At 68.4% G+C, this 21,893-nt stretch carries 21 protein-coding genes and 1 tRNA gene; 6 read left to right on the top strand and 16 right to left on the bottom strand.

Translation table 11 applies throughout. The features are described from left to right. Positions 1-5: 5 nt before the first annotated feature. Positions 6-1,346 (bottom strand): M20/M25/M40 family metallo-hydrolase, encoded by a 1,341-nt coding sequence (locus LX12_RS02255; protein WP_253652855.1) that lies wholly within the window; start codon positions 1,344-1,346, stop codon positions 6-8. An 86-nt stretch (positions 1,347-1,432) separates the two neighbouring features. On the opposite strand from LX12_RS02255, the gene LX12_RS02250 reads away from it, so the two are divergent. Beyond that, a tRNA-Leu gene (locus tag LX12_RS02250) sits at positions 1,433-1,518 on the top strand. 5 nt (positions 1,519-1,523) lie between these two features. On the opposite strand, the gene LX12_RS02245 is transcribed toward LX12_RS02250, so the two are convergent. Further along, entirely contained in the window at positions 1,524-2,045 is a 522-nt protein-coding gene (locus LX12_RS02245) for a gluconokinase (protein ID WP_253652854.1), read from the bottom strand. 71 nt (positions 2,046-2,116) lie between these two features. On the opposite strand from LX12_RS02245, the gene LX12_RS02240 reads away from it, so the two are divergent. Genes LX12_RS02240 through LX12_RS02230 form a run of 3 tightly spaced genes read left to right on the top strand, consistent with a single transcriptional unit; the run spans position 2,117 to position 5,114 of the window. Further along, positions 2,117-3,571, top strand: a complete 1,455-nt coding sequence (locus tag LX12_RS02240) for an SDR family NAD(P)-dependent oxidoreductase (protein ID WP_253652853.1) — start codon at positions 2,117-2,119, stop codon at positions 3,569-3,571. Continuing rightward, entirely contained in the window at positions 3,565-4,041 is a 477-nt protein-coding gene (locus LX12_RS02235) for a mycothiol transferase (protein ID WP_253652852.1), read from the top strand. The genes LX12_RS02240 and LX12_RS02235 overlap by 7 nt, the downstream gene beginning before the upstream one ends. A gap of 11 nt (positions 4,042-4,052) precedes the next feature. After that, positions 4,053-5,114 carry a nucleoside hydrolase gene (locus LX12_RS02230; RefSeq protein ID WP_253652851.1) on the top strand — a complete coding sequence of 354 codons (1,062 nt, stop codon included), beginning with the start codon at positions 4,053-4,055 and terminating at the stop codon, positions 5,112-5,114. Here the strand turns inward: LX12_RS02230 and LX12_RS02225 are convergent. The 10 genes from LX12_RS02225 to LX12_RS02180 form a co-directional block, all read right to left on the bottom strand. Continuing rightward, positions 5,090-6,181, bottom strand: coding sequence for an MSMEG_0565 family glycosyltransferase (locus tag LX12_RS02225; RefSeq protein ID WP_253652850.1), 1,092 nt, complete (start codon positions 6,179-6,181; stop codon positions 5,090-5,092). The two genes, LX12_RS02230 and LX12_RS02225, sit on opposite strands and share 25 nt — an antisense overlap. Beyond that, positions 6,178-7,062, bottom strand: coding sequence for a carbon-nitrogen hydrolase family protein (locus tag LX12_RS02220; RefSeq protein ID WP_253652849.1), 885 nt, complete (start codon positions 7,060-7,062; stop codon positions 6,178-6,180). The genes LX12_RS02225 and LX12_RS02220 overlap by 4 nt, the downstream gene beginning before the upstream one ends. Before the next feature lie 42 nt (positions 7,063-7,104). After that, positions 7,105-8,544 carry an MSMEG_0567/sll0787 family protein gene (locus LX12_RS02215; RefSeq protein WP_253652848.1) on the bottom strand — a complete coding sequence of 480 codons (1,440 nt, stop codon included), beginning with the start codon at positions 8,542-8,544 and terminating at the stop codon, positions 7,105-7,107. Next, a complete protein-coding gene (locus LX12_RS02210) occupies positions 8,541-9,608 on the bottom strand; it encodes an MSMEG_0568 family radical SAM protein (RefSeq protein ID WP_253653161.1) in 1,068 nt (355 codons plus the stop codon). Before LX12_RS02210 ends, LX12_RS02215 begins: the two co-directional genes overlap by 4 nt. A gap of 7 nt (positions 9,609-9,615) precedes the next feature. Beyond that, complete coding sequence (locus LX12_RS02205) at positions 9,616-10,140, bottom strand: MSMEG_0572/Sll0783 family nitrogen starvation response protein (RefSeq protein WP_253652847.1); 525 nt, start codon at positions 10,138-10,140, stop codon at positions 9,616-9,618. A 168-nt stretch (positions 10,141-10,308) separates the two neighbouring features. Beyond that, a complete protein-coding gene (locus LX12_RS02200) occupies positions 10,309-11,724 on the bottom strand; it encodes an AMP-binding protein (protein ID WP_253652846.1) in 1,416 nt (471 codons plus the stop codon). 3 nt (positions 11,725-11,727) lie between these two features. Continuing rightward, a complete protein-coding gene (locus tag LX12_RS02195) occupies positions 11,728-13,005 on the bottom strand; it encodes an MSMEG_0569 family flavin-dependent oxidoreductase (RefSeq protein WP_253652845.1) in 1,278 nt (425 codons plus the stop codon). Next, on the bottom strand, positions 13,002-13,316 hold the full coding sequence (locus tag LX12_RS02190; RefSeq protein ID WP_253652844.1) for an MSMEG_0570 family nitrogen starvation response protein: 315 nt from the start codon (positions 13,314-13,316) through the stop codon (positions 13,002-13,004). Before LX12_RS02190 ends, LX12_RS02195 begins: the two co-directional genes overlap by 4 nt. Further along, on the bottom strand, positions 13,309-14,205 hold the full coding sequence (locus LX12_RS02185) for a carbon-nitrogen hydrolase family protein (protein ID WP_253652843.1): 897 nt from the start codon (positions 14,203-14,205) through the stop codon (positions 13,309-13,311). Before LX12_RS02185 ends, LX12_RS02190 begins: the two co-directional genes overlap by 8 nt. A 277-nt stretch (positions 14,206-14,482) precedes the next feature. Next, positions 14,483-15,346: an LLM class F420-dependent oxidoreductase gene (locus tag LX12_RS02180; protein WP_253652842.1), complete on the bottom strand. Its 864-nt coding sequence runs from the start codon at positions 15,344-15,346 to the stop codon at positions 14,483-14,485. 80 nt (positions 15,347-15,426) lie between these two features. Here LX12_RS02180 and LX12_RS22145 point away from each other — a divergent pair, with 80 nt between their 5' ends. Together LX12_RS22145 and LX12_RS02170 are read left to right on the top strand one after the other, a co-directional pair. Then, positions 15,427-16,488, top strand: coding sequence for an aKG-HExxH-type peptide beta-hydroxylase (locus LX12_RS22145; protein ID WP_253652841.1), 1,062 nt, complete (start codon positions 15,427-15,429; stop codon positions 16,486-16,488). A 652-nt stretch (positions 16,489-17,140) separates the two neighbouring features. After that, entirely contained in the window at positions 17,141-17,932 is a 792-nt protein-coding gene (locus LX12_RS02170; RefSeq protein WP_253652840.1) for a spermidine synthase, read from the top strand. A 9-nt stretch (positions 17,933-17,941) separates the two neighbouring features. Here LX12_RS02170 and LX12_RS02165 read toward each other — a convergent pair whose 3' ends face one another. The 4 genes from LX12_RS02165 to LX12_RS02150 all read right to left on the bottom strand — a co-directional run bounded on the left by LX12_RS02165 (position 17,942) and on the right by LX12_RS02150 (position 21,892). Next, entirely contained in the window at positions 17,942-19,360 is a 1,419-nt protein-coding gene (locus tag LX12_RS02165; RefSeq protein ID WP_253652839.1) for a radical SAM/SPASM domain-containing protein, read from the bottom strand. Between the two features lie 80 nt (positions 19,361-19,440). Beyond that, positions 19,441-20,475 carry a radical SAM protein gene (locus LX12_RS02160; RefSeq protein ID WP_253652838.1) on the bottom strand — a complete coding sequence of 345 codons (1,035 nt, stop codon included), beginning with the start codon at positions 20,473-20,475 and terminating at the stop codon, positions 19,441-19,443. After that, the gene (locus LX12_RS02155; RefSeq protein ID WP_253652837.1) at positions 20,472-21,719 is read right to left on the bottom strand and encodes an FxsB family cyclophane-forming radical SAM/SPASM peptide maturase; all 1,248 of its coding nucleotides are present in this window, start codon (positions 21,717-21,719) and stop codon (positions 20,472-20,474) included. The genes LX12_RS02160 and LX12_RS02155 overlap by 4 nt, the downstream gene beginning before the upstream one ends. Further along, positions 21,716-21,892: a hypothetical protein gene (locus LX12_RS02150; RefSeq protein WP_253652836.1), complete on the bottom strand. Its 177-nt coding sequence runs from the start codon at positions 21,890-21,892 to the stop codon at positions 21,716-21,718. Before LX12_RS02150 ends, LX12_RS02155 begins: the two co-directional genes overlap by 4 nt. Position 21,893: the final 1 nt, after the last annotated feature.

Here is a 21,893-nt window from a genome sequence, read left to right as displayed (position 1 = left end):
CTGCGTCAGCTGTGCAGCAGGAAGTGTTCCAACACCTGCACGCCGAAGAGCAGCCCGTCGACGGGGACGCGCTCGTCCACGCCGTGGAACAGCGCAGCGAAGTCGAGGTCGGGCGGGAGCTGCAACGGCGCGAAACCGAAGCAGCGGATGCCCAACTTGGCGAACGCCTTGGCATCCGTGCCGCCCGACAGCATGTACGGGACGGTCCGGCCGTCCGGGTCGAAGGCCAGGATCGCGTCGTTCATGGCGTCGACGAGGTCGCCGTCGAAGGTGGTCTCGTACGAGTCGAGCTTGGTGACCCATTCGCGGGTGACGTCCGGCCCGATGATCGCGTCGACCTCGGCCTCGAACTCCGCCTGCCGACCCGGCAGCACCCGGCAGTCCACGACGGCGGTCGCGGTCTGCGGGATGACGTTGGCCTTGTAGCCGGCGTCGAGCATCGTCGGGTTGGCGGTGTCCCGCAGCGTCGCGCCGACGATCCGCGCGATCGACCCGAGCTTGAACAGCGTGGTCTCGAGGTCCGGCGACGAGGCGTCGAGGTCGAGTGTCGACTCCTGGGACACCGCGGCCAGGAACTCCCCCACCGAATCGGTCATCACCAGGGGGAACGTATGGCGGCCGAGCTTGGCGACGGCCTCGGCGAGGATCGTGACGGCGTTGTTCTCGTGCAGGAACGACCCGTGGCCCGCCGTCGCCGACGCGGTCAGCTTCATCCAGGCGATGCCCTTCTCCGCAGTCTCGACGAGGTAGAGCCGCTTGGTGTCTCCGTCGGGGGTGTCGACGGTCAGCGAGTACCCGCCGACCTCACCGACCGCCTCGGTGACGCCCTCGAACAGGTCGGGCCGGTTCTCGACGAGCCAGTGCGACCCCCACTTGCCGCCGGCCTCCTCGTCGGCCAGGAACGCGAACAGGATGTCGCGCGGTGGCGTCGTGCCCTCGCGGGCGAACTGGCGGGCGAGAGCCAGGGCCATCCCGACCATGTCCTTCATGTCGATGGCCCCGCGGCCCCACACGTAGCCGTCCTTCACCGACCCCGAGAACGGGTGCACGCTCCAGTCCTCGGGTCGAGCGGGCACCACGTCGAGGTGGGTGTGCAGCAGCAGGGTCCCGCGGTCGGGGTCGGAGCCACGCAACCGCGCGAACACGTTGCCGCGGCCGGGTTGTCCCGACTCGACGTACTCGGTCTCGTAGCCGACCTCGGCGAGCTGGTCGGCCACCCAGCGGGCGCACTCCTCCTCGCCCGCGGTCGTCGCGAGTTCGCCGGTGTTGGAGGTGTCGAAGCGGATCAACCTGCTGACCAGGTCGACCACCTCGTCGGTGGCGCGGGGCGTGGAGGCATCGGTCACCCGGCCATCCTGTCACCGCCGGGAGATTTGGGGACCGCGCGCGCCCTCCGCTAGTGTGGTCGACGCGCTGCTGCGGCGGCGCACATGTCCGGGTGGCGGAATGGCAGACGCGCTAGCTTGAGGTGCTAGTGCCCTATTAACGGGCGTGGGGGTTCAAGTCCCCCTCCGGACACACACTCACCGATCGTCGGCGGCGCGCAGCGCGGCGGCGACCGTCTCCTCGATCTCACCGGTGGCGTCGACGGTGACCGCGTTCTCGTCGGGCTGCAGGTCCTCGAACGTCTTCAGCTGCGACGCCAGCATCGCGACCTTCATGTAGTGACCCGTCCTCGACTCGAGGCGGCGACGCAGTTCGTCCTCGGGCACCGCCAGCTCGACGAACAACACCCCACCGGACGCCTGCGCGAGGTGGTCGCGGTACCTGCGCTTCAGAGCCGAACAGGCGAACACGGTCGACGCACCCGCCGCGGCCTGCTCGTCGCACCAGGCGACCACGGCGTCGAGCCACGGGCGACGGTCGTCGTCGGTGAGCGGGGTCCCCGCGGCCATCTTGTCGATGTTGCTCTGCGGGTGCAGGTCGTCGGCGTCGCAGAAGCTGCGGTCCAGCCGTTCGGCGAGCCGGGTGGCGATCGTGGTCTTCCCGGACCCGCTCACCCCCATGACGCAGATGTGGCGGTCGGTCGGCGCGGCGTCGTCCACACCCTCTTGTAGCACGACCGGGGCGAGGCGTGATCTGCGTCCCGCGAGCCGCTTTCCTACACTGATCGCTCGTGACGGGGCAGACGACACGTGATCCGGGCCTCGGGGCCGACGACCTCGAGCAACTCCGTCGCATCCTCGACCGTGCCGCCGACCTCGACCCGACGCATCCTGACTCCGTCGCGGTGCAGCACGCGGTGGGTGCGATGTTCAAGGAGGTGAAGCGCTCACGGAAGCGCCGCGCCCGGCGTGCACGCATCGCCGCCGACCGCGCCGTCGTCGACGCGACCGCCACCGGCTCCCCCGATCGCATCGACGACGAGACCGCCGGCCTGCCGCTGACCCCGTCGGGGTCCGGCATCGCCGGCCACCTCGTCCGACCGCAGGACTGCTACATCTGCAAGCGCGCCTACACCCAGGTCGACGCCTTCCACCACCAGCTGTGCCCGGACTGTGTGCGCGACAACGGGGCTCGTCGCGACCAGCGGGTCGACCTGACCGGTCGCCGGGCCCTGCTCACCGGCGGTCGGGCCAAGATCGGGATGCACGTCGCGCTGATGTTGCTGCGTGACGGCGCCGACCTGACGATCACGACCCGCTTCCCCCGCGACGCGGCCCGACGGTTCGCCGCCCGGCCCGACGCCGACGACTGGCTGCACCGGCTGCACATCGTCGGCATCGACCTGCGGGACCCAGCGCAGGTCGTGGCGCTCGCCGACGAGGTCGCCGCCGGCGGCCCGCTCGACATCCTGATCAACAACGCGGCGCAGACCGTACGACGCTCCCCCGGCGCCTACCGCTCGCTCGTCGACGCCGAACAGGCCCCGCTCACGGGCGCAGCGGCCCGGGTCCCGGTGCTCACCGTCGGGGAGACCGCCGAACACCCGGCAGCGCTGCTGTCGGCCACCGACACGCCCGGTGCGATGTCGGCGGCCGGTGCGCGCGCGCTCGCCGTCGCGGCGATGACCGGTGGGTCGGCCTCGCCGGCGCGGCTGGCCGACGGCACCGCCGTCGACGCCGGTGGCCTCCTCCCCGACCTCGTCTCCACCAACAGCTGGGTCGCGACCGTCGACGACGTCGACCCGCTGGAACTGCTCGAGGTGCAGCTGTGCAACAGCGTCGCGCCGTTCATACTGCTGTCGCGGCTCACACCCGCGCTGCGCGCCTCGGACGCCCGCCGCCGCTACGTCGTCAACGTGTCCGCGATGGAGGGCGTGTTCTCGCGTCGTTACAAGGGTGCGGGCCACCCGCACACCAACATGGCCAAGGCGGCCCTGAACATGTTGACGCGCACCACCGCCGGCGATCTCGCCCGCGACGGCGTGCTGGTCACCGCCGTCGACACCGGCTGGATCACCGACGAACGTCCGCACACCACGAAGACCCGACTGGCCGACGAGGGGTTCCGCGCCCCGCTCGACCTCGTCGACGGCGCGGCGCGGATCTACCACCCGATCGTCGACGGGGAGAACGGCATCGACCTGTCCGGCTGCTTCCTCAAGGACTTCCGGGTGCACCCGTGGTGACCCCACTGCACGACGCCGCGATCGCGCTGCTGCAGGAGAACCTCACCGCCGTCGCCGATCTCGTCGTCGGGCTCGGCGACGACCTGGCCGCCCGCCGACCCGACCTCCCCGGTGCGAACGCGCCCTACGGCATCGCCAACCACTGCGTGGGACTCGTCGAGTTCTGGCTCGGCAGCGTCGTCGGCGGGGAGCGCATCCCGCGCGACCGCGACGGCGAGTTCACCGCCACCGGACGGGTCGCCGACGTCGCGGCGCGCCTGACCGAACTCGCCGACCGCGTCCCGGGATGGGTGCGGATCGCGCTCGAGGAGGGGCCGCGCGACCGCACGGCGGTCGGGTCCACGCGGACCGCAGCGGTGAGAGAGGCGTCGGCGGAGTGGATGCTGCTGCACGTCGTGCGGGAACTGTCCCAGCACCTCGGCCAGCTCGAGATCACCCGCGACCTGCTGACGTCGTCCGCAGACGGTTAGGGTCGGCGACCGTGGCCACGCCCGTCCCGCTGATCCTCGACTGCGACACCGGGATCGACGACTCCCTCGCGATCCTGTACCTGCTGTCCCACCCCGCGGCCGAGCTCCTCGCTGTCGTGTCGACCGCGGGCAACGTCCCGGCGGACGTCGTGTGCGCGAACAACCTCGCGTGGATGGAGGTCTGCGGCCGCGAGGACATCCCCGTCGCGCTCGGTGCCACGGATCCGCTTGTCGCGCCGCTGCGCACCACCGAGGACACCCACGGGCCGCTCGGCGTCGGCTATGCGGAGCTGCCCACCGCGGCACGTCCGGCGTCGTCGCGGTCCGGTGTCGACTGGTGGATCGACGTCACCACCCGCCACCCCGGCGAGGTCGTCGGCCTCGTCACCGGTCCCCTGACGACGTTGGCGCAGGCCGTCGAGGCCGACCCCGCCCTGCCCGCCCGTCTGGCTCGTCTGGTGATCATGGGCGGCACCTTCCACCACCCCGGCAACACCACCCCGACGTCGGAGTGGAACGTGGCGGTCGACCCCGAGGCCGCGAAGGCCGTCTTCGCGGCGTTCGGCCGCGACGGCGCGCCCGAGCCCATCGTGTGCCCGCTGGACCTCACCGAGTCCATCGTGTTCACACCCGACCACCTCGGTCGGCTGGCCGCAGCGGCCGAGAGCGAGCCGGTGGAGCAACCCGGCCCCGACGACGAGTACGGGACGCGATCGGTCGCGTCGAACACCGTCGTCCGACACGTCACCGACGCGGTCCGCTTCTACTTCGAGTTCCACGCCGACCACGACGAGGGATACATCTGCCACATGCACGACCCGTTCGCCGCGGCGGTCGCCGTCGACCCCGGCATCGTGACGACGCGGCCCGCCGTCGTCGACGTGGAGGTCGACGGAGCGCTGACCCGCGGCACCACGGTCGCCGACACCCGTGGCATGTGGGGTCGCCCGGTGAACGCCCGGATCGCCACGGCGACCGACGCCGACGCGGTCCTCGACGACATCGTCGACCGCGTCGCCGACCTCGCCCGGCGCACGCCCGACGACACTCAGGGCGTCGGGTTGCGCGCGTAGAACTCCAGGTGCGCGGCGGCAGCCGCATCCCACGTCAGCGACTCCGCGAGCGCCCGCCCGGGACCCGGGTCCGCGGCGCGCTCCAGCGAGTCCGACAGTGCATCGGTGAGAGCGTCGACGTCGGCTGCGTAGGACACGCTGTCGCCGAACACCTCTCGCAGGACCGGTAGGTCCCGGGTGACGACGGGCCGCCCCGAGGCGAGTGCCTCCATCGCGGCCAGGCCGAACCCCTCCTTGACCGACGGGAAGGCGAACACGTCGCAGGCGGCGACCAGCGACGGCAAGGCGTCCTCGGCCACCGGGCCGAGCACCGTCGGGTGTGCACCGAGCTCGTCCGCACGACGCTCGTACGCCGCGCGGTAGTCGCGGTAGTCGAACAGGGTCTCCCCGCCCGCGACGACGAGGTCGACGTCGGGATGGCGACGCCGGAGGACGGCCCACGCCTCGAGGAGGTCGATGCTGCCCTTGCGGGGTTCGATGCCGCCGACGGCGAGCACGAAGCGGCCCAGACGATCTCGCCATGTGTGACGCGCGGCGACCGCAGCGGCGTCGTCGCCCGCCGCCGACGCGAAGCGGCCGGCGTCGACGCCGTTGGGGATGACGGTGGGTGCGATCCCCCACCCGGCCTGCACCTCCGCGGCCACCGCGGCCGAGACGCAGATGTGGGCGTAGGGATCGACGATGGCCTTCTCGTGGCAGCGCACCAGGACCGGGGTCGTGAACGTGTCGAGGTGGTGCACGGTGCGGATGCAGGTCCCGATCGCGTTGGCGCTGATGCAGTCCTGCGCATGCACGATGTCGTGGCCGCCGCGGTCGACGCCGTCGGCGAGCGCCGCGATCGACCGCACGATGCGGTCGGCGACGGACTCGTCGTCGCGGGCGGTGAACGGCACGAGGCGGACGTCGACGGCAGGATCGACGGGTCGGAAGAAGCCGGGGTCGCCGTCGCGGGCGAGGGAGAACACGGTGACGTGCGCGCCCGCCCGGGCCAGCGCCTCGGCGAGGTTCAGGGTGTGCACCACGCCCCCGCGCGGACGCGTCGAATAGGTGACGAGCGCGACCCTCACGTGAGCACTCCTCCCGTCGGGTCGTGCGACCCGGGCGTGGTGACGTCGAGGCCCGAACGGTAGGTGTCGACCCGGCGTTCGGTCAGATGGTCGAGAACACGTCGCGCACGGGCGATCTCGGCGTCGACGTCCATGCTCACGGTGGCCATGCCGCCCTTCGACCGCGTCGTCGCCAACGTCTCGCCGCCCGGCCCGACGACCTTGGCCTGACCGAGGAAGCGCAGCGACCCCATCACACCGGTCTGGTTCGCCGACGCCACCACGACCTGGTTCTCCGCGGCCCGTGCGGCGTCGTAGAGGTCGAACAGTCGGGACTGACGGTCGGCGGGCAGTCGGGAGGCGCGGTCGGTGACACTCGCCGGCCACGCCGACAGCATCGCCAGTACGTGGGCGCCGTCGAGCGCGAGGGTCCGTGCCGATTCCGGGAACGTCTTGTCGTAGTCGATGAGCATGCCGACCCTGCCGACCGGGGTGTCGCAGGCCGCGAAGCGGTCCCCGGGGGCGAACGCGCGGGCCTCGCCGGCGGGTTGATGCACCTTGCGGTGGACGCCCAGGATGCCGTTCCCGGTGAGACACACCGCGGTGTTGTGTCGCCGGCCGGCGCCGGCGTCCTCGGTGAGGCCGAGGCAGACCGTCATCGGCCCGGCCGCAGATCGGACGGCGGTCAGTTCCGGGCCGTCGAGGTGGATCGGCGGCGGCAGCTCGGTCAGGTCGGGGTCGCGCAGATCGCCGATGTACCCACCGAGACTGGCGTGCGGGAGCACCAGGAGGTCGACGCCGTCGCGCGCGGCCGCCTCGACGATGCCGAGGACCTTCTCCAGGGACCGCTCGAGGTCGCGGCCGAAATGCGCCGCGACCGCACCGATCGTGATGGGACCCATGCTGCTCAGCCTGTCAGCCCAGGGTCCGTCGCGTCGATCCGCTCACGCCGCACCGAGTCCGGTGACCGACGACCCCACCGCGACGGTCTCGACACCGTCGGGCCAGCGCAGACGCACGCCCGGTTCCGCCGTGAGCCGACCGACCGGTGCGGTCGCGACACCGGCGGGCACCGTCGGCGCCGCGGTGCCGGGGTCGTCGGCGGTGAGCATCCCGAACCCCGGGAAACACGTGAGCCAGGAGGCCATGTCGGCGCCGGACGGTCGCGGGACCGCGGCGACGTCGACGACCGCCCCGGTACCGCTCGCCTCGACGAGCATCCCGCTGGTCCCGACGATCCCGGCCATCGACACGTCCTTCGCGGCGTGCGGCGACAGGTGCCGCACCACGCCGTTCATCGCACGCAGGTCGTCGGCGCCGCGTCGCGACGTCGAGTCCCACTGCGCCCCGGTGTATCCGGGACGCCAGCCGCCGGTGACGTCGACGGTCAGGCGCAGCGCGTCGCCGACACGCCCCCCGCCCGCCGGGACGGGATGCGACGCGCGACCCAGTGCGGTGACCGACAGCGACGCCGGGACGCCGACCTGCGTGTGTCCACCCAGTACCGGCACATCCCACGCGGCGGCGGCCGCGGCGAGCCCGCGGACCACGCGTGTGAGCTGCGAGGTCGTGCGCGCGCCGACGGCGTCGAGAAGACCGGTCGGCGCGGCACCCATCGCGGCGAGGTCGTTGACGTTCACCAGCACCGAGCACCACCCGGCCCACCACGGGTCGCGGTCGACCATCGACGGCAGGATCGCGTCGCACGCCGCGACGGTGTCCCCACCGGGAACCGGCACACCGTCGTCACCGACGAACCCGGCGGGACCGAGCCCGCCCGCCTGGGTGCGCAGCGGTGCCAGCACGTCGGCGAGGAACGACTTGGTGGCGTGCGCGGTCCGGGCGATGCGGTCCATCGGGCGGCGCATGTGCACGTGCGGCACGTCGGCGATCGTGGTGTCGCCGTGGGCCGTCCACCCCAGCCGGGTGAACAGTCCCCGGTGTGCGGCGTTGACGCACGCGTCGAACCGCAGGACGCCGCGGCCCTCGGCGTGGGCGACCGCCGCGCGGATCAACGCCGAGGCGATGGTGGTCCCGCGGTGGTCGGGGGCGACGACCAGTCGACTGCCGGTCCACCAGCCGATGTCGGTCTCACCCACCGGCGCCAGACGCACCCCGCCGACGACGTCGCCGTCGCCGGCGATCGCGACGAGGACGACGGTGCGGTCGTCGATGTCGATCTCGTCGACGTCGGAGCGCTCGAACACACCCTGCGCGTCGACGAAGACGGCGCGCCGCAGGGAGCGGTACCTCCGGTGGTGCTCGGTCGTCTCCGCAGGCCGCACGAGGAACCCCGCGGTGCCCGTCGTGGCGCGCGGCAACCCCTCGAGGATCGACATCGGGCCCGACAGGTCGACCGGGGCCGGCGCGCGTCCGTCGATCATCCGCCCACCGCCGGCAGCACGGAGCAGGCCCCGCACGCGGCGCACCCGGCCCGCTGGTCGGACCCGGCCATCCCGGCGACCTGCAGCCGGTCCGCGACGCCGCGGGCGACCTTTTCGTAGACCGCGGCGTCGGGTGGGCCGACACCGTCGACCTCGACCGCGAGCGAGCCGGGATGAGGCCGGTAGGGCACCACGAACGGGTAGACCCCCATGTCGATCAGATCCCCCGCGCCCGCGACCAGCTCCTCGGGGTCCTCGCCGAGGCCCACGATCAGGTAGGTCGACACCTGGTTGCGTCCGAAGACCCGCACCGCCTCGGCCCAGGCGGCGCGGTACTCCGACAGAGGCACCGACGCCTTGCCCGGCATCCACCGGCGTCGCACGTCGTCGTCGAGGGACTCCACATGGATGCCGATCGCGTCGGCACCGGCGTCGCGCAGCTCGCGGATCGTCGCGAGATCCGCGGGCGGCTCGCACTGGACCTGGATCGGCAGATCCGGGACCGCGTCACGCACCGCGCGGACACAGCGGGCGAGGTGCGTGGCGCCGCGGTCCCGCCCGTTGGACGTGCCGGTGGTCATCACCATCTGCCGCACACCGTCGAGGTCGACGGCGGCCCGCGCGACCTCGGCGAGGTCGGCCGGTTTCTTCACCGCCACCGTCGCACCCGACCGCAGCGACTCCTCGATCGTGCAGAAGCGACACCGTTGGTCGGGGGCGTAGCGGACGCAGGTCTGCACGACGGTGGTGGCCAGCACGTCGCGGCCGTGCAACCGCGCGATCTTCTCGTAGGCGACACCGTCGGCGGTGTGCAGGTCGTAGAACCGCGGCCGCGCGACCGCCTCCACCGACAGCCCGGTGTCCGAGCCGTCGAGGACGATGCGATCCCCGTCGAACACGTAGGGGCTCAGCGGGTTCCGGGGGATCGCGGCTCCGAGGCCGTCGACGACGACGTGACCGTCGGCGCTGGGTCCGGCCCCCGCGCCCCTCGACACGGGCGGTTCGCCGCGGATACCGAGGAGCGCGAGGTCGACGCGGGTGGAGACCGAGGACGGGCTGACCACGGTCACCTCACACCATGTACGTGGAGTTGATGATGGCGCCCTTGCGTGCGTAATGGATGATCGCGTCCTGCACGTCGAGCGGGTGCGCGGGGATCACGCCGGCGATGAGATCCTCCTCGCGGCCACCGTGCAGTGCGAGCCCGAAGCGGCAGCAGTAGACGGTGCCGCCCTCGCCGATGAACGTCTCGAGCGAGTTGTTGATGTTCTGCTCGCCCGGGAAGCCGCTGTCGCCGGTGGTCGGGAAACCGCGGGTGGCCAGGCAGTTGATGGCGCCGGGCCCGTAGAAGTAGATCGCGGACTCGAAGCCCTTGCGCAGGGCGCGTGTGGCCTGCAGCACGGCGACGAAGCTCACCGACGACTCGTGCGCGATACCGTGCACGAGGGTGAAGTACGTCTCGCCGTCCTCGGCCTGGTAGTCGGGGAACAACTTGGTGCCGCCGTAGATGTTCGAGCCCTTCGGCAGCGAGGGGTGCGGGATCTCGGCGAGCGAGGTGGCGATGTTGGCGGCGATGGCGTCGTCGATCTCGGACATGGGATCCTCCGGGAGGAGAGTGTCGGACCGAGAACCGGGGATCCGGCTCTGGTGGGGACCAGTCAACGGTGGTCGCGTTGCGCGGTGGTTCGGTGCGGAACAACGCTGTGTTACAGCGACATCCGTGTGTTGCGACCGGGTTTCATGCGGCGCACACGGTCGTCGTCGTCACGACGGGCGGCGTGCCTTGCCGGCGGTGTCGCGGATCGGTGTGCGACGCAGTCGGATCCGCGCCGGGCGGCAGTACCGGGCCAGCACGGAACGAGCGTGGTCCGTGACGGCCGACTCGTCGACGTCGCCGTGCAGCACGAGGTCGGCGCCGAGACCGTCCTCGTCGGGAAGGGTGACGAGGCATTCGACGATGTCGGGGTGGCGCAGCAGACGGTCCTCGACGTCGGCGAGGTCGACGACGGTGTCACCGCAGGGACGTCGGTCGGTGACCCGACCCACGAGGTAGAGGTACCCGTCGTCGTCGAGTCGGCCGAGATCCCCTGCGGTGTCCCATCCGTCGTGGGTCCGGGCCGACTCCGCGCCGACGTACCGGTAGAGGGGTCCGCCGTCGCGGCGCATCCACACGGTGCCGACCTCACCGGTCGGCAGGTCCCTGCCGTCGTCGTCGCGGACGGCGATCCGTGTCCCCCCGACGCCCCGGCCGACGCTGCCCGGACGGTCGAGCCACTCCGTCCCGGTGATCACGGTGAGGCCGAACGACTCACTGCTCGCGTACACCTCGACGACCCGCTCGGGCCCCAGCCAATCGATGAGGGCACGCTTGTCGGCAGCGGGGCACGGCGCCCCGAGGTGCACCACGGACCGCAGGGTGGGGACGTCCCCGCGGTGCTCGGTGGGCAGTCTGACGATGCGACGCAGCAGCGACGGTGCCATGAGCGTCCAGGTGACGGCATGACGTCGGATCGTCGCGGGGATGTCTGCGGCGGACACGGACGGCGCCAGCACGATCCGGTGATCGGTCATCAGGCCGCGGAAGGCGTAGGTGAAGGCGGCCGAGTGCCACAGGTCGGCGGTCACCAGCTGGACCGCGCCCCCGGGCAGGAACGGCGCGATCGGACGATCGGGGTCGAAGCGGGCCGGCGACGTCGACCACACGAGCTTGCGCCGTCCGGTGCTGCCGGACGACGTGGTCGCCTTCCACGCCGACGCCCACAGACCGTTCGGTCCGCCGTCTCCCGCGTCGACCCCGTTCTCGGACACCGTCTCGATCGTCGGTGGCGTCGACCCGGGTGCGGGTCTCCCGATCACGGCCGCGGGGCGGGCGAGATCGTCGACGTGGGCACGCTCATCGTCGGGCAGGTGCGGGGACACCGGCACCGGGACTCCCCCGGCTTTCCACACCGCGACGACCGCGACCACGCCCGCCGTCGACGTCGGCAGGGCGACGACCACCGGGTCGTCCCGGGTCACCCCGAGAGCGCGGAGACGACGCGCCAGGGTCGACGCCGCCGCGTCGAGCGCCGCCGCGGTCATCTCCTCGCCGGTACCGGCGTCGACCACGAGCACCGCGTCGGGTTCTCGTCGCGCGCGGTCTGCGACGAGGTCACCGATCGGCCTGTCCGCCTCGGGCACCCGTCACCCCGAGGCGGCCAGCCGGAGCCCGCCGGCGACGCCGACCCGCCGCGCGACGACGTCGGCGACATGACGCGCGTCGGTGTCGATCCCGATGAACCGGCCCGATCCCCAGGTGTGCATCCACGGGAGCCCGACAAAGCTCAGGCCGGGCACCTCGCTGATGCCGCGCGTCTGCATCGGCCGACCGGCCCCGTCGAAGGCGCTGGCCTCGATCCACGACCAGTCGGGGCGGTACCCGATGGCCCACACCACCGAGGTGATGCCTGCCGACGCGAGGTCGACCTCGGTGGGTTCGGTCTCGGGCCGCCACACGGGCTCGTACCGCGACGGCGGTGGGGCGTCGAGGCCCTCGCGCTCGATGTGGCGGTCGATGTCGGCGCAGATCGAGTTGTAGACGGCGTCGGCGGCGTCCAGGGCCGCGGCGAGCGTCGGTGCGAATCGCAGTGCCGCGCCGTCACAGTCGACGAGCTGTCCGTGCAGCTGCATGCCCTCGCGGGCGAAGGCACGCAGGTCGATGTCGCGCCCGCCGTCCCGGCCGGTGACGTAGTGGTTGGTCTTCTCCCGTGCGGGCGCGCCACCCGGGTACTGGGCGACCGGGGTGTCGTAGAGGCCCATGTCGGCGAGCCACGTCATCACGTCGCGTCCCCGGTAGGACCGCGCGACGCGCGGGGCGCCGCCGACCGCCAGGTGCACGGTCCGCCCGGCGAGGTGCAGGTCCTCGGCGATCTGCGCACCGGACTGACCGGTCCCGACGACCAGCACCGCGCCGTCGGGCAGCTGCTCGGGGTTGCGGTACTGGGCGGAGTGGATCTGTTCGATCCTGGCCGGGATGCGTGCGGCGTACGGCGGGATGATCGGCACCTGGTAGCCGCCTGTCGCGACGACCACCTCGTCGCAGGTGAGCGTCTGCGGCTCCCCGCCGTCCGGGACGACGGTGAGTTCCCATCCGCCGTCCGGGGCGTGCTTGAGCCGGGTGGCACGCGTGTGGGTGCGCAGCGGTGGGTGGAAGTCCTCGAGCCAGCGGTCGAGCCAGGCGACGACCTCGTCGCGGGTCATGAAGCCGTCGGGGTCGTCCCCGTCGTACGGGTGGCCCGGCAGGCGGCAGTGCCAGTTCGGGGTGACGAGGGTGAAGGCGTCCCAGCGGGTGTCCGACCAGTGGTGCATCGGGGTCTGCGCCTCGAGGACCACGTGGTCGACACCGGACTCGGCGAGGTACCAGCTGACGGCGAGCCCCGCCTGCCCGCCGCCGACGACGGCGACGGGGACGTGGGCGCTCATCGGGTGGCTCCGGGGACCGTCGCCGGCAGCGGCGGTTCCATCGCCACGACGGTGACGGTCGCGTCGGAGGCGAACCGCTCCGCGCGGGTGCGGATGTGCTCCGCGGAGGCCATGGCCGACGTGCACGCGAACCCGTACCGGGCGCGAACGCGCTCGGCCGCCTCCCCCAGGGCCACCGTCGCCCGGTCGGTGAAGTCGGCCACCGTGTAGTCGGTGCCGGCGCGCAGGTGATCGTGCATCACCAGGCTCGGCGAGTAGCAGTCGTCGCGGGTGCCGTCCGGCCAGCGGACGGTCACGGTCATCTCAGGCATGGGCCAGGTCTCCCTGCGTCACGGCAATCTCGGTCAGGGCGCCGTAGACGTCGGGGCGACGGTCGCGCAGGTGGAACATCCCGGCGCGCATCGCGGCGAACGTGCCGTCGATGTCGACGTCGGCCACCGCCATCCCGGAGTCGAGAAGTGTGGTGGCCAGGACGTTCCCGCCCGGGTCGACGACCTTGGCGTTGCCCACGTAGCGCAGCGACCCGAAGGTCCCGGACTGGTTCGAGGCCACCCAGAACACCTGGTTGTCGAGGGCGCGGGCGGAGTCGAACAGGTTGAACCGGTAGGTCCACCGGTCCTGCTGGAGGTCCTCGGCGGTGGCGGTGCGTGCGGCGGGCCACGCCGAGAGGCTCGCGATGATCTGCGCGCCATCGAGCGCCATGACGCGCGCGGCCTCCGGGAAGGCCTTGTCGTAGCAGATCTGCAGGCCCACGCGGCCGACGGGCGTGTCGAAGACGCCGTACCCGTCGCCGGAGGCGTAGGACATGTTCTCCCCCAACGGCTGGTGCACCTTGCGGTAGTTGCCGTAGATACCGCTGCCGTCGAGCACGGCGGCCGCGTTGAACCGCGTCGGGGTCCCGTCGGGGCCCTCGGCGAGTTCGCAGAAGCCGATGGCGACGAGCATGTCGCCGGCGATGGCACCGACGCGCGCGAGCTCGGGGCCGTCCAGGGAGATCGCCGGGGGCAGCGACACGGCCGCGTCGCGGCGTGTGTCACCGTGGTTGCCCAACGACGAGAGGTAGCCGCCGATGGCGGCCTCGGGGAGGACGAGGAAGTCGACCCCGCGGGCCCGGGCCCGGCTGACGAGATCGGTGATGAGGGCGTAGTTCTGGTCGAGGTCGCGGGTGAAGTTCGCGGACACGGCGGCGATGGTCGTCATCGCACTCTCCTGCTGCTGGGGGACGGGAGCACACACCACGATGTGTGCGTCTACCCAGTAAGCGGTCCGGGTGTTGCGTAGTGGTTACCGACAGAAAAATGCACTGCTGCCGTGTCCTCACAGTGGTGATTTTGCCGCTAGGCCGGACGACGCTACCCGAGATTCTTGAGAGTCGAAGTGTCTAAGCGCGAACCCACGTTTGGAAAACTGGACCCTCCGATAGCCCTGCCGGCAGTTAAGCTGGAATTATGTCGAGCCCAATCACTCAATCGGGACTTCAGTCAGAAATCCGAGGAAGAATATCTTCGCCGAAACGCTCAACGAATCCGACAGGGTCGGTGCGTCCTGGGAGTGGTCCTACCGTTAACAAAGTAAAGCCAAGCTCAGCATAGCTGTCTACCAGGCGCAAGAACACATCGACGTTTGAAAATGGATCGACGAAAGTAGAGGCCGTCAGGCGGATCTGGGAAAAGTCGCGATCGACACTCGCGCAGTGCCTGCGAAGGACTTCGACCTTACCGGGGAGCCGACTGAGGCCATCTGTGGTGTTCCATATGTCGGCATACTGGGCCACAATCCGGAGCAGTCGGCGCTCGCCTGAGCCACCGATAAGGATTGGGGGTGGTCGCAACGGCTGTGGTTGGCAGATCGTCTCGGCAAGTCGGAAGTGTTTGCCTTCGAACGGCCCATCATGGTCATCGCTCCACATCTGCCTACAGATACGCAGCGTCTCCTCCAAACGCTCGAGTCGGATTGCAGCTGGCGGAAACGGAATCCCGAGCGCGTCGTGCTCGCGCTGATACCACGCGGCGCCGAGACCAAGTATTGTTCTACCCTCGGCAAGCACGTCCAAAGTGGTCATGGCCTTGACTAGAACCCCGGGATGCCGATATGTCACCGCAGTGACAAGCGCGGCCAGAGTGATGCTCTTGGTCTGCCCCGCGAGGAAGCCCAAGGTGGTGTAGCTCTCCAAAAACGGGTCCTCGGCCCTGCCGATCATTTCCATCTGGAACATGTGGTCGGCGACGGTGAACAGTGTAAAGCCGACGTCCTCGGCCGCACGAGCCGTGGCGGCTATCGTCGTACCGATCCGCTCGGGCGGGAAGGAGAGGAAGTCGTGGTAGTGCAGCCCCAAGTCCATCGCGTGACCGTATCGTCGATTGGCCCGACCGCTGCCCCATTTGGTCATCGACAAACGCAGGCCGCCGCTACGCTGGCCACGTGGCAACGACTAAAGGGCCGCTGAGCATGGCATTGACGAATCTTGTGCCTGCTCTGTTGGGCCGAATCGACCCCGAACCTGTGCGCGTCGCGTGGGCGGAGCGAGAATTCGCTTTAAGACTCGAAACGTACGGTGCGGCTTCGCCGTTGCCTGAATCTCAACTCGCGCCACCGGAGGCAATTCGGAAGGTTTTTTCCCATCCTGCGGTGGGATCTATGGCTAGAGCAGGGTCGGCCGCACCAAAGCACTGGGCGCCTGTCGTAGCCGCACTTCAGCTACTCGCCGGTGACGAGGTCGGCGCAATCGCCGCGCTGCGCAGTCGCGGTGTCCTTACGGCCGGGGGCGTTCATCTTCCAGGGACCGCATCGGTGTGGGATCACTCGGCCAAAACAATGCGTGCGCTCGAAGTGGTCAACGGATTCGAGCTGAACAACATCGAGCCGGCATTCAACGCGTGGTCAGATCACGTGGACCCCAACATCACCGGTGAGTGGCGTGCACTGGTTAGCGACTCGGCCGCTTTGATCGCTGAGCTCGACAACCGCGACTTCATTAATGCGACGGCTCTCACCACAGTTGTAGTGCCGCTTCTCCAGCGCGACGGGAAGGCTTATGGCCGCACCAGCAAGTTCGAGATCGAGAGTGGATCGCTGACTGACGCCGTCGGTATGGCCTATATTTCGCCCGGTACATGGGACCGCGTTAGCTTCGCCGAAGCAATGGTTCACGAATCGTATCACAGCCTGTTCAACATGGCGCTAGAGCTCTGCGAGTTCGAACTTGAGAATGAAGCTGAGTTTTATGCGCCATGGAAGGGGGCGACGCGACCGACACGGGCCGTTCTGCACGGAATCGTTGCGTTCAGTGCCGTAATGAGATTCTGGATTCACCTAAGCAAGACTCGCAGCGTTGCATCGACTCGTGCGAACGAACTCATCTCGCGGCGCGCCAACCAGGTACTCCAGTCGGCGACCGCAGTGCTGGCAGCAGGCGTATTAACGAGTGCGGGCGAGGAACTGGCCGAGGCGGCCGTCGAAGACGCTCGGGCCGCTTGCTCGTGACCGGCTGCTTGCGGGCAGAGGAGCCGAGCAACTAGTTTTTGCAGTGCCGCAACCACCAGAATGATGCCGATGGGCGGCGGAGGAATTCAAGGTATGGTGCAAGCATGTCGGATGCGGAATAGGTGCACTTCCGATCCCGTATAGTCGATCAGGGTTTTCGACCGTACGGATTGACTTATCGGTGTCCGACATCGACCGATCCCGTGGCGATGGCCGACTGAGGGTATAGGGTTTGCTTGATTTCGAGACGCGGATGCCACGAAGTTTGCAAGGTTCGATTATCGATTTGGTGCTGTGTCTACAGCGCGGTTACCCGCTCTATTCTGCATTAGGTCAGGCCGGGTCTTTAGCCGTCATGTTCTGTGGTCAAGTTCTACGCGCCAGCTATTGACCGCAATGGATGCCCGACTGCGTCTAGGTATCCGCGGTGACAGTCGCCGATTTTCGCGAAGCCGCTGCGTACGGTGTGGACCGCGCACGGCCTGCGGCCGATATCTACTGCGATCGACTCCTCCTATATATGCATGCCGTCTCGGCGGTCTAAGTACTACAGAGGGCGCCGCCGCTCGTCTCGACAGTTGAACATCTCATTTGATCAGTTTTCCCAGGCTCACTCGGAGTCCTACCGCAGTTGGGACACTAAGGTGCACTTATGCATGAGAACTTTACAATCGAGCACGATGGCGATGCTCTTCTGGTGTTTGTTGGGCGTGCCGCGCAATCAAGGATAGTCGTCCAGAATCCATATGAATTGTCGTGGGGGTACCTCCGCCACATCGCTGCGGCGTTCGATCATCAGAGACCCGCTGCGCTTGATGTCGTACACATAGGCGGCGGGGGTATGGTGCTCGCCCGCTACTTCGCCTACGCCCATCCGGCCTCTAGGCAGCTGATTGTGGAACCCAACAGGGCAATGACTGAGGCGGTGCTGGCACGGGTCTCCTTCCCTGCTGACGCCAAACTGACGCTGCGACACGAGCTTGGCAGGCCGGTCATCGAGGAACTACCAGCCAATTCGGCCGACCTCATTGTGGTAGACGCCTTTGCGGGGGGCCATGTTCCGGAGGATCTCACCACGGCGGAGTGCGTGACTCGGCTCAATTGCGCGCTGCGTGACGAAGGCATTCTGGTCTACGGGCTGATCGACCATCCGGACATGCAATACGTCGCTAGGGTGTGCGCCACCATTCGTGCCGCGACCCCGCTGCGGATGACTGTAATGTCGCCACACCACCCGTACTTCGGCAACTACACACTGCTGTGTACGCGCGGCGACGCACTTACCGAGGATGTACTGAGCACGGTGACTACTGTCGATTCCGGCTACGTTCGGTGTACGGCAGCCCGACTCGACTCAATATGCGAAGCCGCGGACGTACTCACCGACGCCAGCCCGAAACCCTCGCCGGACCCGCCTAGCGAGACCCTTGGGGCGTCCTGGTAGCGCGGCGGCCTAAGACTGCGACTGGCGCACCGGGGTAGGTGCCACATCCTCGCTGCTGACCCGAATCCGCCCACCGGCCAATGGCCCGTCAATGGGCAGCCGACCAGAAATGAGTTCCGGCAGAATGTGATCGACGAGCGCCTCGTGCTGCGCCATGTACGAGGCGCAGTGTGGGTCCGGGAGCGGCGTGAAGTCCGGGTCGCCCGATAGAGTGCATCCGCCGCCGCAACTGCGCAACCACGGGCACCCCTTGCAAGTCTCCGGCTGCCGGTGAAGCTCGTCGCCGACGAGGTCGATCTTGCGCTGCAGCACTAGCTCGACGGTTTTCGGTGTCGCGAGGCGACCCTTACCGGGCTCGACGAACCGTGGGCAGGCGTGTAGTTCCCCGCGGGCACTGAGTACGTGCATGTTTCGGCCGGAACCACAGTCTCGGGACGTACATGATTCGCGCCACCCGCTTGATTCTCCGATCATCCGGCTGAGGAACTTCGTAGCCGACTGGTCGAGCATTTCTAGCCCGTCGTGGGCGGCGCGGCGCACCGAGTTGGCGAGGAAAGCCGCAATGTCGTCGCTATTGGCACCTACGTCGTCCCAGCTGGTACTGGCCTCGCCGTGAGCCAAGATCGGCTTGCAGAGGAATGTCTTCGGCGCCATGGATGCGATCTCGTCGAGCACGCGGGACGCCGAGCCGACGTTGTGCGCGCCCACGGTTACGATCAGGTGGAAATCGAGACCGGCTGCGCGACAGCGTTTCAGCGCCTCGACGGCGGTGCGGTGTGAACCGCGGCCGCTGCGGGTGGGCCGGGCCTTGTCGTGGATGTCATGCGGGCCATCAAGGCTGACCCCCAAGATGGCGTCGCGTTCGACGAGGAAGTCGACTAGCCGATCGTTGAGCGTCGTGGCGTTTGTCTGGATCGCGATGCGGAGCTTTTTTCCGAGCGTCGCGGCCGACCGCTCGGCGAAGGTCGCGAGTTCGTAGAACAGCGCGGTGGCCGCCGCTACTTCGCCAAAATCCAGGATGACCTGCGTTTCTGGGCGATCTAGTGCGGCGAGGATCGTGGTTTGGGCGATGTTGAGGTCGATGTCGTTGCGCCGGTCGGGTGCTGAGTGTCCGAGGTAGCAGTAGGTGCACGCGAGGTTGCACCCGGAATTTAGGATTAGCACCAGACCGTAGTAGGAACGGGTTTCGTCAATCGCGGCCGACCAGTCCGCGCCCTCGACCACGTTTCGACCATCGACCTCGACGAGGCCGCGCCGCCAGAAGTCGCGCACGAGTGAGGCTCGTTCGACATCACTGACATCCCGGTCGAGCGCGGAGCAAATTCCGTGGCGCTCGTCATTGGTAGCCATCACCCAACCGCCGGTGCGATCCGAGATCGCGAACCAGAAGTCGTCGACGGCGCGCCAGTGCAAGTGCGCTGCGCTCACCGCTCCGGACGTCGGCAAATCGGTAACTACTGCTGCGCGCCAAGGGGACAACGGATGCGCCGGATCAATCCATACCGGCATCAGTGTCCTCCGCTCAAGTTCGTCATGGATGGCTGTCGCGCCAGGATCTCGTCTGGACGCCCAGACCACTCCGGCGTGTCGACTGTACGGAACGGTCGGTCGGGATCGATACCCGTGCACAGCAGCCTAAATTGACATTTCCGACAGACTGATTCGGTGAGCTCCTCGCCCATCTGCAGCGCGATACGCCAGTCGTCGACCGTGCGTTGGGTGCGCACGTCGCCCATCAGGTGATCGCGCAGCGGTGGACACGTGAAGATGGCGCCGTCGGGACCCACTACGACGTTGCTACTGGCTTCGCTCCGCCCCCGCGGTGTGATGGAGGCATCGGCCGGCCAGTCGTCGTTGAGTACAGGCCCCATCTGTCCCACGTCGATACCAAGGGCGTTCCTTACGTGTGCCAGCCGTGCCGTGACGTCTGCCCACTGCTCCGCGGTCAAGCTGGTGAGTGCGCTCTGCTGCGCGCGGCCCAGGGCTGCTACGGGGAAAATGGTCCACACGGAGGCGCCAAGTTCAGACACCATCGCAACTATCGCCTCGAACTCGTCGACATTGTCCCGGTGCAGCACCGTGTGCACACCAGTGATGACACCACCTGCGGCGCGCAGGCTCTCGATCCTGGTCATGGTCGCGCGAAACGTCCCACGCCCACGGATGACGTCGTGGGTAGCAGTAGAGGCCCCATCTAGGCTGACGTGGATCCCGACGTTGGAATGGCGTCGTTGCACGGCGACGAGTTCAGTGATCACTGAGTTGCGGAGCAGCCCATTGGTCAACAGAGTCACCCGCGGGATACGTGCGGCGGCGGCGGCTTCGAGCAGCAACGGAGCGTCGTCACGCAGAGTCGCCTCGCCCCCGGAGATGGTCAACGCTTCAACGCCGCCCTCGGCGATGAGCTTGATGAAGTCGCCCCACTCAGCGGTGGTCAACTCGGTATCAGCAGGCGAGCTCTCCTCCGGCACTGCACAGTGGACACATTTGAGATTGCACCGTTCGGTGATCATGATCTGCGCGTTGGCGCCGAAGGCTGTCATTGGACTGCCCTGTTCAGGGCCACGAGATCCGCCTCGAGGGTGGTTGCGATGTGGTCGATTAACTTGTATAAGTCGGAGCAATAGACGCTGGGGTTCTTAAAGCCGCTACCCGCCCGGTAGCGGTGGGTGTACATTCCCCCACCGCAAACGTCCCGAAATCTACACGCGAGACACGACGGCGCCAGGGCATCGAGTCCAATCTGCCGGGCCACCACCCCGGGATGCACTAGCGCGGCATCAAGTGTCGATTCACGCAGCGTCAGACATGTGCTCGCAGCGCCCTCGTACGTCGTCTTGAGGGTGTCGACGAGCTCGATTGACCCATCCGTCTCGATGCTTATTAACGTCACCGGTCCGTGACCGACCATCTCGAACCCGCCAACGCCGCCGAGCAGAAGGTTCATTATGTCGCGAAAGATCCTCAATTTCAACGGTTGTCGAGGCTGGTGGTACCAGAGATCGAAGATCGGAATAAGCCAGTCCGAGTACGGCGTGGTGGATTCGCTTCCCTTCGCCGGCGGTGGCGTGGTCCAATTGGCGTGGGGGAAAAGCAGATCGCAGTGTTCGACGTCCAGCGCGACGATCTGCTCGTACGTAGCGACCGGATCGTTGCGGACGTCGATCGTGGTCAGAATGCCGGAGAATAGCTGCTCGTCGACGCTACGCAGGGTCTCGATCCCCTTCAGTACCGCGTCGAAGCTCGACCGGCCGTCCCGATACCGCCGGTGGCGATCGTTCGCCGCGCGATCGCCGTCCAGGCTCACTCCGACTCGAATCTCGTTGCGCTGCAACGCGTGCGCCAGATCGACGGTAATGAGCGTGGCGTTGGATTGGCACACCAGCGACATTTCGCACTGCCCGTCCAGCTTCGACCTCATCAGCTCGGCGAACCGGGTGACGTAGTCGGCTCCCGCTAGCAGGGGTTCCCCGCCGTGAAGGGACACGCCGACGCGGGTGAGCGAATGGGTTTCCGCGTGTTGGGCGATGCGCTCGCCGAGCAAGCCGATGTTCTCGAAGCTCATCAGCTTGGGTTGCGAACGCCAGCTCTGGTCGGCCGCGTGATACATGTAGCAGTAGTCGCAGTCGAGATTGCAGCGACTGGCGATCTTGACCACGAACTCCGTGAAGGGACTGGACCGCCACCCTTCAGCGAGCATCGTGGGGATGTCGAAGTGCGCCGCCGACGGCCATTCCGGCGCAGTCCTGATGGCCGCCGACGGCGTACCGAGAAACGTGTTTGTCACCAAGGGTGCGACGAGTGGCTGTTGTAGCTGTGGTGCTGCGAGCGCGAGTCCGTATCGTCTTCACGCGCCCGCCGCAGCGCTAACGCCAGCGCGGATTCGCCGGTTCTGGCGATGGAGTCCGCGGCTTCGGTCCGAGAAAGGTCGCTGAGCGATCCTCCGGTCTTGATGGACATG

The organism is Williamsia serinedens (assembly GCF_024171725.1).
Lineage (GTDB): Bacteria > Actinomycetota > Actinomycetes > Mycobacteriales > Mycobacteriaceae > Williamsia_A > Williamsia_A serinedens.
The sequence above is the reverse complement of the archived record's forward strand: the minus strand, read 5'-3'. Positions and strand labels throughout refer to the sequence as shown.